The sequence below is a fragment of the Pseudomonas sp. p1(2021b) genome, from assembly GCF_020151015.1.
GTDB classification, from domain to species: Bacteria; Pseudomonadota; Gammaproteobacteria; order Pseudomonadales; family Pseudomonadaceae; genus Aquipseudomonas; species Aquipseudomonas putida_K.
In genome coordinates this window covers 2504404-2518939 of sequence record NZ_CP083746.1, presented here as the reverse complement: position 1 = coordinate 2518939, position 14536 = coordinate 2504404, and the positions used below count along the sequence as shown (strand labels likewise).

General features: G+C 66.4%; 9 protein-coding genes. 6 read left to right on the top strand and 3 right to left on the bottom strand.

Translation table 11 applies throughout. The features are described from left to right. Window positions 1-45: 45 nt before the first annotated feature. Window positions 46-492, bottom strand: a complete 447-nt coding sequence (locus tag K8374_RS11620; protein ID WP_224459160.1) for a PACE efflux transporter — start codon at window positions 490-492, stop codon at window positions 46-48. A gap of 308 nt (window positions 493-800) precedes the next feature. Between K8374_RS11620 and wecB the strand changes: the two genes are divergently transcribed. Genes wecB through K8374_RS11600 form a run of 4 tightly spaced genes read left to right on the top strand, consistent with a single transcriptional unit; the run spans window position 801 to window position 7955 of the window. Continuing rightward, complete coding sequence (gene wecB / locus K8374_RS11615; RefSeq protein WP_224459159.1) at window positions 801-1955, top strand: non-hydrolyzing UDP-N-acetylglucosamine 2-epimerase; 1155 nt, start codon at window positions 801-803, stop codon at window positions 1953-1955. Then, window positions 1952-4126 carry a cyclic di-3',5'-guanylate-activated glycosyltransferase NrfB gene (gene nrfB, locus K8374_RS11610; RefSeq protein WP_224459158.1) on the top strand — a complete coding sequence of 725 codons (2175 nt, stop codon included), beginning with the start codon at window positions 1952-1954 and terminating at the stop codon, window positions 4124-4126. The genes wecB and nrfB overlap by 4 nt, the downstream gene beginning before the upstream one ends. Then, window positions 4123-7119, top strand: coding sequence for a phage receptor (locus tag K8374_RS11605; protein ID WP_224459157.1), 2997 nt, complete (start codon window positions 4123-4125; stop codon window positions 7117-7119). The genes nrfB and K8374_RS11605 overlap by 4 nt, the downstream gene beginning before the upstream one ends. Continuing rightward, window positions 7119-7955, top strand: a complete 837-nt coding sequence (locus tag K8374_RS11600) for a DUF4434 family protein (protein ID WP_224459156.1) — start codon at window positions 7119-7121, stop codon at window positions 7953-7955. The genes K8374_RS11605 and K8374_RS11600 overlap by 1 nt, the downstream gene beginning before the upstream one ends. Before the next feature lie 98 nt (window positions 7956-8053). Here K8374_RS11600 and K8374_RS11595 read toward each other — a convergent pair whose 3' ends face one another. Further along, entirely contained in the window at window positions 8054-9352 is a 1299-nt protein-coding gene (locus K8374_RS11595; protein ID WP_224459155.1) for an ATP-binding protein, read from the bottom strand. A gap of 6 nt (window positions 9353-9358) precedes the next feature. Next, window positions 9359-10060 (bottom strand): response regulator transcription factor, encoded by a 702-nt coding sequence (locus tag K8374_RS11590; protein WP_224459314.1) that lies wholly within the window; start codon window positions 10058-10060, stop codon window positions 9359-9361. Between the two features lie 160 nt (window positions 10061-10220). Here K8374_RS11590 and K8374_RS11585 point away from each other — a divergent pair, with 160 nt between their 5' ends. Both K8374_RS11585 and K8374_RS11580 read left to right on the top strand, forming a co-directional pair. After that, on the top strand, window positions 10221-11396 hold the full coding sequence (locus K8374_RS11585) for an efflux RND transporter periplasmic adaptor subunit (RefSeq protein ID WP_224459154.1): 1176 nt from the start codon (window positions 10221-10223) through the stop codon (window positions 11394-11396). An 11-nt stretch (window positions 11397-11407) separates the two neighbouring features. Then, a complete protein-coding gene (locus K8374_RS11580) occupies window positions 11408-14530 on the top strand; it encodes an efflux RND transporter permease subunit (RefSeq protein WP_224459153.1) in 3123 nt (1040 codons plus the stop codon). Window positions 14531-14536: the final 6 nt, after the last annotated feature.

Sequence of the window (14536 nt, the reverse complement as noted above, 5' to 3'; positions counted from 1 at the left end):
AATGTGTTCATGGGCAGGGAAGTTATCCCGGCGCCAGGCGCCGAGTCAACACCCCTGTGACCCTTCACGAACCTCCTGGGCTGAGACCGGTACGTCGAACACCTTGTCGAATCCCCATTGGAACACGAACGCGTAAACGAAAAAGAACAGGAACAGTGCCAGATTGGTGAGCAGCGCCGCCCACAGGCTGATGTCCATCCAGAATGCCACCAGCGGCAGCAGGATCAGCACCAGCCCGCCTTCGAAGCCCAAGGCATGCAGCAGCCGACGCAGGAAGGTCCGGCTGCGCTTGTCCTGGCGTGCCTCCCAACGTTCGAATGCCCAGTTGTAGCCCATGTTCCAGCTCATGGCGATGGCCGACATGAGAATCGACAGCACCGTCGAATGGGCCATGCCCGCATCGAACATCAGCGACAGGGCCGGCGCTACGCAAGCCACGGCGATGACTTCATAGAGGATGGCCTGGACCACCTTGCGTGCCTTGCCTTGCATGAACGACTCCTTGGTAATAAGGCCTACAAAGTTACAAGCAGAAGCCCACAAGTAAAAGCTTGTAATACATCTTGCAGAGAAAGCGGAACAAAAGTACTAGAATAACCGTTTCAGCAAACACCCACCCTTCCCTGGCATCCCGGTGTCTTGGCGCCCGTACGTGCCCTTCCCCGGATGCTCTCTGCCGCGCTCCGAACGTCTCGCGTCGGCGCGAGTCGATATTGGACAACCCCGCATTCGACTGCTTGTCTATGACGTGCCGCAGCGCGCGTCACTTCGTCCAGGGAATAGAACGGAGGATTCAAACCATGGCACATACCGTCATGATGGTATTCGGTACCCGCCCTGAAGCGATCAAGATGGCGCCCCTGGCCCGCGTGTTGCGTCAATGGCCCGGGATCGACCTGCACATCTGCTCCACCGGCCAACACCGGGAAATGCTCGAGCAATTGCTGACCGCCTTTGGCCTTGGCGTCGACCAGGACCTCAAGGTGATGACCCACAGCCAGACCCTCAACGGCCTGTCCCGCGACCTGCTGGACAAGCTCGACCAGGCCTACGAACAGGTCAAGCCGCAGATCGTCCTGGTCCATGGCGACACCACCACCAGCGCCATCGCCGCCCTCGCCGCCTTCCACCGCCAGATCCCCATCGGCCATGTCGAGGCGGGCCTGCGCACTGGCAACCTCAGGCAGCCCTGGCCGGAAGAAGCCAACCGCCGCCTCACCGGCGTACTGGCCGACCTGCACTTCACGCCGACCCGCGACTCGGATGCCAACCTGATCCGCGAAGGCGTGCACCCCGACCAGATCGAAGTCACCGGCAACACGGTGATCGATGCCCTGTTGTGGATGCGCGACCACCTGGCCGCGCAGAACTGGCAACCTGCCGCCGACTCGCCGCTGGCCGTACTGCACAACGACCAGCGCATGGTGCTCATCACCGGCCACCGCCGGGAGAACTTCGGCCAGGGCTTCGAGCGCATCTGCAAGGCGCTGGCCCAGTTGGGCGAGCGCTACCCGCACGTACAGTTCGTCTACCCGGTGCACCTGAATCCGCAGGTCCAGCAGGCGGTGTACGGCGTGTTGTCCGGGCGTGGCAACATCCACCTGGTGCCGCCCCAGGACTACCCGCATTTCGTCTGGTTGATGAACCGTGCCGACGTGATCCTCACCGACTCCGGCGGCGTGCAGGAGGAAGCCCCCGCCCTGGGCAAGCCGGTGTTGGTGCTGCGCAAGGTCACCGAGCGCCCGGCGGTGCTCAAGGGCGGCACGGTCAAGCTGGTGGGCACCGATACCGACCAGATCGTCGCCCAGACCAGCCTGCTGCTCGATGACCCCGAGGCCTACGCACGCATGGCCAGGGTGTACACCCCCTTCGGTGACGGCCACGCCAGCGAGCGCATCGCCGAGCGCTTGAGTCGCTGGCTCGAAGAGCAAGCCGCCGGGCGGGGCGACGCATGAGCCTGGCCTTCATCGACTTCCTCGTCTATGTGCTGTTCGGCCTGAAGCTGCTGGCTATCGCCCTGGCCAGCCTGATGTTCCTGCTGGGCCTGGACGACCTGTTCATCGACATCTGCTATTGGGGCCGCAAGCTGATCCGGCGTTTTCGCATCTACGACCGCTTCGAGCCGGCCGACGAGAAGCGCCTGTTCGAAGTACCGGAAAAACCCCTGGCGATCATGGTCCCGGCCTGGAACGAAGTGGGCGTGGTCGGCGAGATGGCGCGCCTGGCCGCCTCGACCATCGACTACGAGAACTACCAGATCTTCGTCGGCACCTACCCAAACGACCCGCAGACCCAGGCCGACGTCGATGCCGTGTGCCTGCACTACCCCAACGTGCACAAGGTGGTCTGCGCACGCCCCGGCCCGACCAGCAAGGCCGACTGCCTGAACAACATCATCGACGCGATCCTGCGCTTCCAGCAGGACGCACGCATCGAATTCGCCGGTTTCATCCTGCACGATGCCGAAGACGTGATCTCGCCCATGGAACTGCGCCTGTTCAACTACCTGCTGCCGAACAAGGACATGATCCAGATCCCGGTCTACCCCTACGCACCGGAATGGAAAGGCTTCACCGCCGGGCACTACGTCGATGAGTTCGCCGAGAACCACGGCAAGGACGTGATCGTACGCGAGGCGCTGACCGGTCAGGTGCCCAGCGCCGGGGTCGGCACTTGCTTCAGCCGCCGCGCCATCAGCGCCCTGCTCGAAGATGGCGACGGCATCGCCTTCGACGTGCAGAGCCTGACCGAAGACTACGACATCGGTTTTCGCCTCAAGCACAAGGGCATGAAGTGCATCTTCGCCCGCTACTCCATCACCGACCCGGCCTTGGCCCTCAAGCAGGAATGGCGCTGGGGCATGAGCCGGCGGTTCTCCCAGGTGATCTGTGTGCGCGAGCACTTCCCGCGCGACTGGCAACACGCCATTCGCCAGAAGTCGCGATGGATCGTCGGCATCGTGTTCCAGGGCACCAGTAACCTGGGCTGGAGCCGCAAGGGCGCACTCAACTACTTCCTCTGGCGTGACCGCCGCGGGCTGTTCGCCTACCTGCTGAGTTTTTTGGTCAACTTGTTGCTGCTGGTGTTGCTGGCCATCTGGCTGGTGACCACCATCGCCCCTGAGTCGTGGCGCTTCATGTCGATCCTGGGCGACAGCTGGCTGCTGTCCACCTTGCTCTGGCTCAACGGCCTGCTGCTGATCAACCGCCTGTTCCAGCGCGGCTGGTTCGTCACCCGCTACTACGGCATCGGCGAAGGGCTGCTGTCGGCGCCGCGCATGATGTGGAGCAACTTCGTCAACTTCTTCGCCAACCTGCGGGCCCTGCGCCAGGTCATGGAGATGGGCGATTCGCGGCGCGTGGCCTGGGACAAGACCACCCACGAGTTCCCTGCCATCGCCTCGCCCGCCCGCACACCCCTGGGCCAGCGCCTGGTAGCCAAGGGCCTGATCACCGACGAGCAGCTGCAACAGGCGATCACCAGCCCGGTGCGCCGGCGCCTCGGCCGCGAATTGCTGTTGCGTGGCTGGCTCACCAGCGAGCAGCTGGTCGAGGCCCTGGCCGAACAGATGGACCTGCCCTGGGCCCCCCTCAACCCATTCAAGGTTTCGCCGCAACTGATCGCCCAGCTGCCCCGACGCCTGGCCACCCACTACGGCGTACTCCCAGTCGCCGAGGACGGCGAAACCCTGGTACTGGCCAGTGAAAGCCCGGTCAGCCAGGTCTCGCTCGGGGTCATCAGCCGCCAGCTCAAGCGCCCGGTCAGCAATCGCCTGGCGCCCCAGGGCCGGGTCGCTCTAGGCTTGCACCATCACTACCCCAGCCCGTGGCAGAAGGAGGAAACCCGGCAGATGCTCGCTGTGCTGGAGCGCAACCAGGACGATGCCGCGCTGCTGGAGCGGGTATGCGTGCACCTGGTCATGCTCGGCGCCCTGCTGCAAGTACGCGGCATGGTGCCGGTGACCCTGTTCAACCAGGCGCTGATCGATTTCGACCCCGAGCACATGACCCTGGGCCAGCACCTGGTCGCCCGCGGCATCATCACCGAGGACGTGCTGCAGCAAGCCCTCGCCGAACAGGCCAGCGAGCAGCAGGCCGCCTATGACCTGACCCGGGAGGTGGCATGAAGCCCCGTCTTTCCCTGACCCTCACTGGCCTGTTGCTGTGCACCGCCTCCCTGCCCACGGCGGCCGCGCCGATGAGCGACTTCCAGCGTTTTCGCAGCTACCCGTTCATGGAGCGCAGCTACCGCGAAGCGCAGCGCGACAACTGGCAGGAGGTCGAACGCCTGACCCGCCACGTGCTGCAGCGGGTGCCCAACAACGACGAAGCCAGGGCCCTGCTGATGCAGGCCCTGGCCCACCAGCGCCGCTACAAGGAGGCCGAGGCGCTCGCCGAACAGCTCGACGATACCCCCGAGCATGTCGATGCCTTGCTCGAGCTGCGCCTGACCTGGATCGAACAGGACCCGCCACCGGCCAGCCAGGTCGAAGGCTGGCTCGCCAACAGCGAAGGCCACCAGCGGGTGCGCCTGTGGCAGGCCTATAGCCTGAGCCTGGCCAAGTTCGGCGGTGCTGCCCGCGCCCTGGACTGGCTCAACCACCTGCCACCGCGAGATGACGGCATGGTCCTGCGCCTGACCCGCGCCAACTTCGCCGAGCAATTGCGCAACTGGGGCGAAACCATCGAGCAGTTGCAGCCACTGGCCGAGCAAGGCACCTTGCCGGTGCAAGACTGGCACCGCCTGGCCAATGCCTATATCCAGCAAATCGACGAACAAGGCCTGCAAAAGCTGCTGGCCAGCGCGCCGTCCGAGAAGGCCGCCAACGAGGCGCGCCTGGCCATGGCCAACCGCGCCATCGCAGTCGGCCACAACCAGCAGGCGCAACGCTGGCTGCAGGCTCTGCCGACCGAGCAGCTGCAACAACCCGAACAACGCCAACAATTGTGGGAGCTGGCCCGTGAAGGCGACGACGCCGCCCTGGTGCGCACCCTCAGCAACGAACTGCAGCGGCCCTGCCTGGAAACCGTCGACTGGCTTTCCCGTCACGACCCGCAACAGGCCCGTGAACAGTTCGCCGGCTGCAATGCCAGCGCCGACCCACGTGCCCATGCGGTGCTCAAGCAGCGCCTGTATGGCGACCCGCCTGCGCCGCCCCAACCGCGCACCGCCGCGCAATGGGAGCAGCGCTACCACCAGACCGGCGACCTGGCCGCCCTCGAACAGGCCAGCTACCTGCTGCTCGAACAAGGCCACCCGGACCGCGCCCGACAGCTGCTGGTACCCGCCTACGATCGCCGCCAGGGCCGCCTGACAGCGAACCTGCTGCAACGCCTGGGCAACCTCTACGCCCGCAACGACGCGCCCCTGGATACCCGTCGCATGCTGCACCTGGTGCCCCGAGTCGATGCCGACACCCGTGCCCAGCTGCTGGGCCGACTGGCCGAGGCCGGCCAATGCGACGCCGTGCGCCAGGCTGTGCCCACGCCCACCGAGGCCGGACAGTACCGCGCCCTGGGGCGCTGCGCCATGCCCGGCCAGCCCGGGCAGGCAGTGGTCTACTACCAGGCCGCCGAACGCCTGGGCGACCCGGGCAGCCGCCTGCCGTTGGCCTATGCCCTGGAGGCTGCCGGCGATTTCGAGGCCGCCGCGCCTATCTGGCGCAGCCTGCCTGCCGACGCCTGGAACGACAATGCGCGGATGACCGCCGCCCAGGGCGCGCTCAATGCCGGCGATGCCGACGCAGCCCGTGCCCATTGGGACGCAGCCGCCCACCAAAGCGCCGACGACTGGGCCCTGGGCGCCGCCATCGCGCAGCGCCAGGGCGACCTGGCCAAGGCTCTGGAATTCCAGCGCCAGGCCCTGGCCCATGCCCCCCGCGCCGAGCACTACTACGCGGCGGCCAACACCGCCCAGCAAGCCGGCGAAAGCACCCTGGCCATGGCCTGGCTGGCCGAGGCCGTGCGCCTGGCACCCGACCAGCCACGCTACCGTGCCGACTATGGCATGCGCCTGGCCGGTTCAGCGCACAGGCAGCAACGCCTGGCCGCCATTCCCTATCTGGAGCGGGCCACCCGCGACTTCCCCGAGGACTACCGCCTGGGCGAGACCCTGGCACTGCGCTACGACGAAGCCGAGGACAGCGCCGCGGCCCGCCGTGAGCTGCGCCGGGTCATCGACGAGGAACAGAACCTGGTGGACGGTGATGACGAGTACGGCAGCCTCGAGGCCCGCAAGTACCGCCAGCGCCGAGCCCACGAAACGCTGTCGCGGCGTGACACGGTCACCCTGGCCAGCACCTGGTCGCCCGCCGGCACCTCGACCAACGACAAGTTTCTCGAGAACGGGGCACGCAGCACCGAACGCCGGGCCCGCTCGCAGAACGTGCAGATCGCCATGTGGGACCATGCCCTGGGCGAAGAGCCCAGCCGCAACGGCAGCACCCTGTCGGTCTATGGCCGCGTGCTGTTCGGCGGCCAGAGCCGCACCGACTACGCCCAGAGCCTGGGCACCGGCGTCGGCCTGCGCTACAAGCCGTTCGGCCAGGCCAACCTCAACCTGTATGCCGAGCTCTATCACCAGCGCCAGGTCGACAGCGACCACTACAACGGGCTGAGCTTGGGGGAGCTGCTCAGCCCGGCCAAGGTGGGCGGCAACTGGGGCGACCTGCGCCACCATGCCGAATCGAGCAATGACCTGCTGCTGCGGGCCACCGCCTCGTTCCTCGACCAGGGCGATTGGCGCAACGACTGGCGGGTGGACGAGGACCAATGGAACGAGCGCTTCCTCTACCTGGATGCCGCCTGGTGGACCCGCGCCGGCGACCATGCGTGGTTGTCACGCTACCAGCAAGGCCACGCCTGGAAACTGCCTGGCAACTCACCACAGACGGTCATGCCCTATGGTTTCCTCGAGTTCGCCAGCCAGGACCCGAGCAATGATTGGCGCCAGGACCTGCGCACCGGCGTGGGCGTGCGCTGGCAGTGGTGGTTCGACGACGACCGCTACAACGCCTACCGCGGCTCGCTGAAAGTACGCGCCGAATACCAGCAGTCGCTGGGCGGCAATCTCTATGAGCGCGCCAATGGCGTGTTGCTGGGTGTGGAGTTGACCTTCTGATGCGTACGATCCTGGCGATTTGCATGCTTGCCCTGTGCCTGCCGACCGTGGCCGACCAGCGTCTGTTCTACCAGCCACTCAACCGCGACGCCGCCGTGACGTCCAGCCAATGGCAACAGCTGTGGCGGGACACCAAGGCCCAGGGAGGCAAGACCCTCATCGTGCAGTGGACCGTCTATGGCGACAGCGACTTCGGCGGCGCCCAGGGGTGGTTGGCCAACAGCCTGCGCGAAGCCCAGGCCCAGGGGCTGGAACTGGTGCTGGGGTTGTATATGGACCCGGCCTACTACCAACGTCTGGAAGAACTCGATGGCGAAGGCCTGGCCAACTATTGGAAGGCCCAACTGGGCCGCGCCCTGACCCAGTACAACCAGGTCCGCCAGCACTGGGATCTGCCTGTCGCGGGTTGGTACCTGCCCCTGGAGCTGGACGACCTGCATTTTCACGAGGCCAGCCGCCGCGACGCGCTGTATCGTCAGTTGCAGGCCTTCAACCGGCAGCTGGACCAGCCGTTGCACCTGAGCGCCTTCAGCGCCGGGCACCTGGCGCCGCGGGTCAACGCGGCCTGGCTGGACCAGCTGGCCGAGCTGGGCTTGACTGTGTGGTGGCAGGACGGCGCGGGCACCAGTCGCCTGCCGGCGCAGGTACGCCAAGCCTATGAGCAAGCCTTGCCCTGCCGCGTGGGTATCGTGCGCGAAGCATTCCGCCAGGTCAGCGCACCGAGCCAGCCGTTTCGCGCCGAGCCGGCACAACCGGCGTTGACTGGAGGGTGCCATGCCGAAGCGGTGTTCGCCTTGCGCTACCGACCTTGGGCGCGTGCGTTGCCGTTGAACTGAGCGAGGGTTCATCGCGGGACAAGCCCACCGAGATTGCTGCCGCTCTGAAGACGTGCGAAATCCCTGTGGGGCTTGTCCCGCGATTGGGGCGTTACAGGCTATCCTGCCGGCAGGCGAATCCTGAACTGTGCCCCACCCAGGGCCGACTGTGCCACGGTCAGCGACCCGCCCTGCCCTTCGATGGCCCTGCGGCTGATCGCCAACCCCAGCCCGAAGCCGCCCGTGTTGCGGTCGCGGCTGCGATCGAGGCGGTAGAACGGCTGGAAGATCCGCTCGCGTTCCTCGGGCGGAATGCCGATGCCGTCGTCTTCCACGGTCAACAGGCAGGCGCCATCGTCCTCACGGCGCAGGCGCAGCAGCAGGCTTTCATCGCAATAGCGCATCGCGTTGCGCACCAGGTTCTGCACCGCACGGGCGGTCAGCCTGGGGTCCAGGACGAACCGTGGCAGGTTGTGCTCGGCGCGCACTTCCCACTGGATACCCCGGCTGTCGAGCTCCTCGGCGAACCCACCCAGCACACTGTCGACCAGCTCCAGCAACGACACCTCGACCCGTTCACGCGCCTGGTCGGCATTCTGCAGGCGGCTGTAGGACAACAGCTCCAGCACCAACTCATCCAGCTCGCGCACATGCCCCACCAGTTCCAGCAGGCGCTTGCGGCTGGCCGGTGGCACTTCGTCGAACAGCAGCACCAGGCCGAAGTCCAGGCGGGTCAAGGGTGTGCGCAGCTCGTGGGACACCGCGTTGAGCAATTCGCGCTGCTGGTTGACGTGGCGCTCCAGGTCGCTGGCCATGGTGTCGAACACCCCCGCCAGCTCACCGATGTTCGAGCGTGGCGAGATGTGCGTGCGTTCGGACATTTGCCCCTGCCCCAGGCGCCGGGCGGTTTCCTTGAGTCGCTCCAGGTCGCGCCAGTGCGGCCATACCCACAGCAGCAGGCAGCCCAGCAGGGCGGCACCGATCAGCACCGTGACGCCCCAGGACAGCAGGTTGATGTCGATCGGGTCCGGCGGGGTGTGCAGGCTTACCAGCCAGTCACGGTCGAGCGGCGCGAGGGCCGTGTCGTAATAGCCCCAGTCGCCGATACGCACCACGTTCAAGCCATGCTCCAGGCGTGCCTGCTCCTCCACCGTGAGCCCGGCCTGGCTCATGGGCTGCAGCTTCACTTCCAGGGGCGCGAAGCTCTGCGCCAATTGCTGCTCGACCGCTGGCCATTCGTCGCGCGGTGCTTGGCGGAACTGGCGGACGATCAACGACTGCACGCCCTTGGTCTGCTCCAGGTTGTAGGCCATGAAACGGTCATGGAACAGCGCGACGATGGAGTCGGGAATGAACAGGATCGCCCCGGCATAGGCGGCGATGATCACCACATACAGGCGCACCAGGATCTTGAGCATGACGTGTCAGTACTCCCACTCGACCCGGCTGAACAGGTAGCCCTTGCCCCAGACGGTCTTGATCTTGCGGGCTTCACCGGCGTTGTCGTCGAATTTGCGCCGCAGCTTGGAGATCGCCACGTCCACCGAGCGGTCGGTGCCGTTGAACTCGATGCCGCGCAGTTGCTGGAGGATGCGGTCGCGGCTGAGCACTTCGCCAGCGTTGCGCGCCAGCACTACCAGCAGGTTGTACTCGCCGCTGGACAACTCCACTTCGTCGCCCCGCCAGGTCACCACGCGTTCAGCCAGGTCGATGCGCAGCCCGCCGACCTGGATCAGGTCGCTGTCCAGCCGAGGCTCGTTGACACTGCTGCGGCGCAACAGGGTACGCACTCGGGCGAGCAGCACTCGCGGTTCGCAGGGTTTGGTGACGTAGTCGTCGGCGCCCATCTCCAGGCCCAGTACCTGGTCATGGCTGTCATCGCGGGCCGTGAGCATGAGAATCGGCAAGGTCTGCGACTCCTGGCGCAGCAACCTGCACACCTGCAAGCCGTCCAGGCCGGGGAGCATGAGGTCGAGCACCACCAGGTCCGGCCGTTGCCGGCGGACCTCCTCCAGCACATGGTCGCCCCGGGCGATCACCCGGACATGGAAGTCGTTGCGTTGCAGGTAGCTGGCGATCAGTTCGGACAGGGCGCTGTCGTCTTCGACCAGGAGAATGTTCGGCATAGAGGTGAGGAAGGAACAGGGTTGGCGATGAGGCAGGATATAGAATCCACGCACGATCAACGCCAATTCTTACACTTTTTCACATTCGCCCTACAGAGCTTCACAGCCAGGTGCGCAGCGGCTGCCTTAGCATAGACACTGTCATTTCTGGAAGATCCGTATGTCCATTTCCCTTCCCTTTCGCCTGCGCCCACTGGCGCTCCTGGCGCTGCTGACCTTGTCGCTGGCCGGTTGCGACGATGCCGCCGACCAGGATGAACAGGCGCCCGCCCCCCAGGTGCGGGTGGAAACGGTGCAGGTCCAGCCCCTGGCCATCAGCACCGAACTCAGTGGGCGTATCCTCGCCCCCCGTACTGCCGAGGTCCGTGCCCGGGTGGCCGGTGTGGTGCTCAAGCGCGTGTACCGTGAGGGCAGCGACGTCAAGCAAGGCGACGTGCTGTTCCTGATCGACCCTGCGCCGTTCAAGGCCGACCACGACAGCGCCCGCGCGACCCTGGCCAAGGCCGAGGCCAACCTGTACCAGGCCCGCCTGCAGGAGCAGCGCTACCGCGAACTGGTCGACGACAAGGCGGTCAGCCGCCAGGAATACGACAACGCCCGGGCCACCTTTCTGCAGGCCGGTGCCGAAGTCGCGCAAGCCAAGGCCGCCCTTGAACGGGCTCGCCTGAACCTGGGCTATGCCACGGTCACCGCGCCGATCTCGGGACGTATCGGCCGTGCCTTGGTCACCGAAGGTGCGCTGGTCGGCCAGAACGAGACCACGGCGCTGGCGATCATCCAGCAACTGGACCCGATCCATGCCGACGTCACCCAGTCGACCCGCGACCTCAATGCCCTGCGCCGTGCCATGCGCGCCGGCGAGCTGCAACAGGTCGGCCAGGACCAGGCCCGGGCCACGCTGATCCAGGACGACGGCAGCGCCTACCCGCTGCCGGGCAAGCTGCTGTTCTCCGACATCAGCGTCGACCCGAGCACCAACCAGATCACCCTGCGCAGCGAGTTCCCCAACCCGGACCTGGACCTGTTGCCCGGCAGCTACGTGCGCGTGCGCCTGGAGCAGGCCGTGCAACCCAAAGGCATCAGCGTGCCACAGCGGGCCATCCTGCGCGACAGCGCCGGGGTGCCGAAGGTGCTGGTCGTCGACCCACAGCAACGCATCAGCGAACGCCAGGTGGTGCTCGGCAACGCCCAGGGCGACCGCTGGATCGTCAGCGAGGGCCTGGCACCCGGCGAGCGCGTGGTGATCGAGGGCCTGCAACACGTCAAGGCCGGCGACCAGGTCCAGGTCGACGCGCCCCAAGGTGGCCTGCCCATCGTCCAGCACAACGGCCAGTGAGGGCCTGATCCATGCCGCAGTTCTTCATCGACCGCCCGGTGTTCGCCTGGGTGGTCGCACTGTTCATTCTCCTGGCCGGGGCCTTGGCCATCCCGCAGTTGCCGGTGGCCCAGTACCCCAACGTGGCACCGCCCCAGGTGGAGATCTACGCCGTCTACCCGGGCGCCTCGGCGGCGACCATGGACGAAAGCGTGGTCAGCCTGATCGAGCAGGAGCTCAACGGTGCCGACAACCTGCTGTACTTCGAGTCCCAGAGCAGCCTGGGCAGCGCGACCATTACCGCCACTTTCGAGCCAGGCACCCACCCGGACCTGGCCCAGGTGGATGTGCAGAACCGCCTGAAGGTGGTCGAGTCACGCCTGCCCCGGCCGGTGACCCAGCAAGGCCTGCAGGTGGAGAAGGTGTCCACGGGCTTTCTGCTCCTGGCCACCCTCACCTCCGAGGACGGCAGCCTAGACGAGACGGCCCTCTCGGACATCCTCGCACGCAACGTGATGAACGAGATCCGCCGCTTGAAGGGCGTGGGCAAGGCCCAGCTGTATGGCTCCGAGCGCGCCATGCGGGTGTGGATAGACCCACAGAAGCTGATCGGCTTCAACCTTACGCCCAACGATGTGGCCACGGCCATCGCCGCGCAGAACGCCCAGGTGGCGCCGGGCAGCATCGGCGACCTGCCGGGTCGCAGTACCCAGGAAATCACCGCCAACGTGGTGGTCAAGGGCCAGCTGAGCACGCCCGAGGAGTTCGCCGCGATCGTCCTGCGTGCCAACCCCGACGGCTCCACGGTGACCATCGGTGACGTCGCCCGGGTAGAGATCGGCGCCCAGGAATACCAGTACGGCACGCGCCTGAACGGCAAGCCGTCCACTGCCTTCAGCGTGCAACTGTCCCCCGGCGCCAATGCCATGGAGACCGCGACCCTGGTGCGGGCCAAGATGGAGGAGCTCTCGGGCTATTTCCCCGAGGGCGTGCGCTATGACATCCCCTACGACACCTCGCCGTTCGTCAAGGTCTCGATCCAACAGGTGATCAGCACCCTGTTCGAGGCCATGCTGCTGGTGTTCGCGGTGATGTTCCTGTTCCTGCAGAACCTGCGTTATACGCTGATCCCGACCCTGGTGGTGCCGGTGGCGCTGATGGGCACCTTCGCCACCATGCTGGCGCTGGGCTTCTCGGTGAACGTGCTGACCTTGTTCGGCATGGTCCTGGCCATCGGCATCCTGGTGGACGACGCCATCGTGGTGGTGGAGAACGTCGAGCGGATCATGGCCGAGGAAGGGCTGCCACCCAAGCAGGCCACGCGCAAGGCCATGGGCCAGATCAGCGGGGCCATCGTCGGCATCACCCTGGTGCTGGTGGCGGTGTTCCTGCCGATGGCCTTCATGAAAGGCTCGGTGGGCGTGATCTACCAGCAGTTCTCGGTGTCCATGGCGGTGTCGATCCTATTCTCGGCATTCCTCGCCCTGAGCCTGACCCCTGCCCTGTGCGCCACCCTGCTCAAGCCGGTGGCCAAGGGCGAGCACCATGAGCGCAAGGGCTTCTTCGGCTGGTTCAACCGGCGCTTCGAGGGCATGAGCAACGGCTATCAGCGCTGGGTGGAACACGCCCTGGCGCGCAGCGGCCGCTACCTGCTGGTATACGGGGCGCTGCTGGCGGTGCTTGGCTACGGCTTCAGCCAATTGCCGACCGCCTTCCTGCCCACCGAGGACCAAGGCTATACCATCACCGACATCCAGCTGCCGCCCGGAGCCAGCCGCATGCGCACCGAGCAGGTGGCCGCGCAGATCGAGGCGCACAATGCCGAAGAGCCAGGCGTTGGCAACACCACACTGATCCTGGGTTTCAGCTTCTCGGGCAGCGGGCAGAACGCAGCGTTGGCGTTCACCACGCTCAAGGACTGGTCCGAGCGCGGCGCTGACGACAGCGCGCAATCGATCGCCGACCGGGCCACCGCAGCTTTCAGTCAGCTCAGGGACGCGGTGGCCTATTCGGTCTTGCCGCCGCCGATCGACGGTTTGGGCGAGTCCACCGGCTTCGAGTTCCGCCTGCAGGACCGTGGCGGCATGGGCCACGCGGCGTTGATGGCGGCACGTGACGAGCTGCTGGCCAATGCCCGCAAGAGCAAGGTGCTGGTCAACGTGCGCGAGGCCTCGCTGGCCGAGAGCCCGCAGGTGCAGCTGGAGATCGACCGCCGCCAGGCCAATGCCCTGGGGGTCTCGTTCGCCGACATCGGTGCAGTGCTCGATACTGCCGTGGGCTCCAACTACGTCAACGACTTCCCCAACCAGGGCCGCATGCAGCGGGTGGTGGTGCAGGCCGAGGGCGACCAGCGCAGCCAGGTGGAAGACCTGCTGAAGATCCACGTGCGCAACAGCAGCGGCAAGATGGTGCCCCTGGGTGCCTTCGTCCAGGCCCGGTGGATCAGCGGCCCGGTGCAGCTGACCCGCTACAACGGCTACCCGGCGGTGTCGATTTCCGGCGAGCCCGCCGCCGGCTACAGCTCCGGCGAGGCCATGGCCGAGATCCAGCGCCTGGTCGACCAGCTGCCGGCCGGCGCTGGCCTGGAGTGGACCGGCCTGTCGCTGCAGGAGCGCCTGTCGGGCAGCCAGGCCCCCTTGCTGATGGCCCTGTCGCTGTTGGTCGTGTTCTTGTGCCTGGCGGCGTTGTACGAGAGCTGGTCGATCCCCACCGCCGTACTGCTGGTGGTGCCCCTGGGCGTGCTCGGAGCGGTCCTGGCGGTCACCCTGCGTGGCATGCCCAACGACGTGTTCTTCAAGGTCGGCCTGATCACCCTGATCGGCCTGTCGGCGAAGAACGCCATCCTGATCATCGAGTTCGCCAAGAGCCTGGTCGATCAAGGCCAGGACCCGGTAGGCGCTGCCGTACAGGCCGCCCGCCTGCGCCTGCGACCGATCGTGATGACCTCGCTGGCGTTCATCCTCGGCGTGGTGCCGCTTGCGATCGCCACCGGGGCAAGCTCGGCGAGCCAGCAGGCCATCGGCACCGGAGTGATCGGCGGCATGCTCAGCGCCACCCTGGCGGTGGTGTTCGTGCCAGTGTTCTTCGTGGTGGTGATGCGCCTTGCCCGTCGACGCCAAGCCAAGGACAGCCAGGCGGTGACCCACCAAGCCTGACTGGAC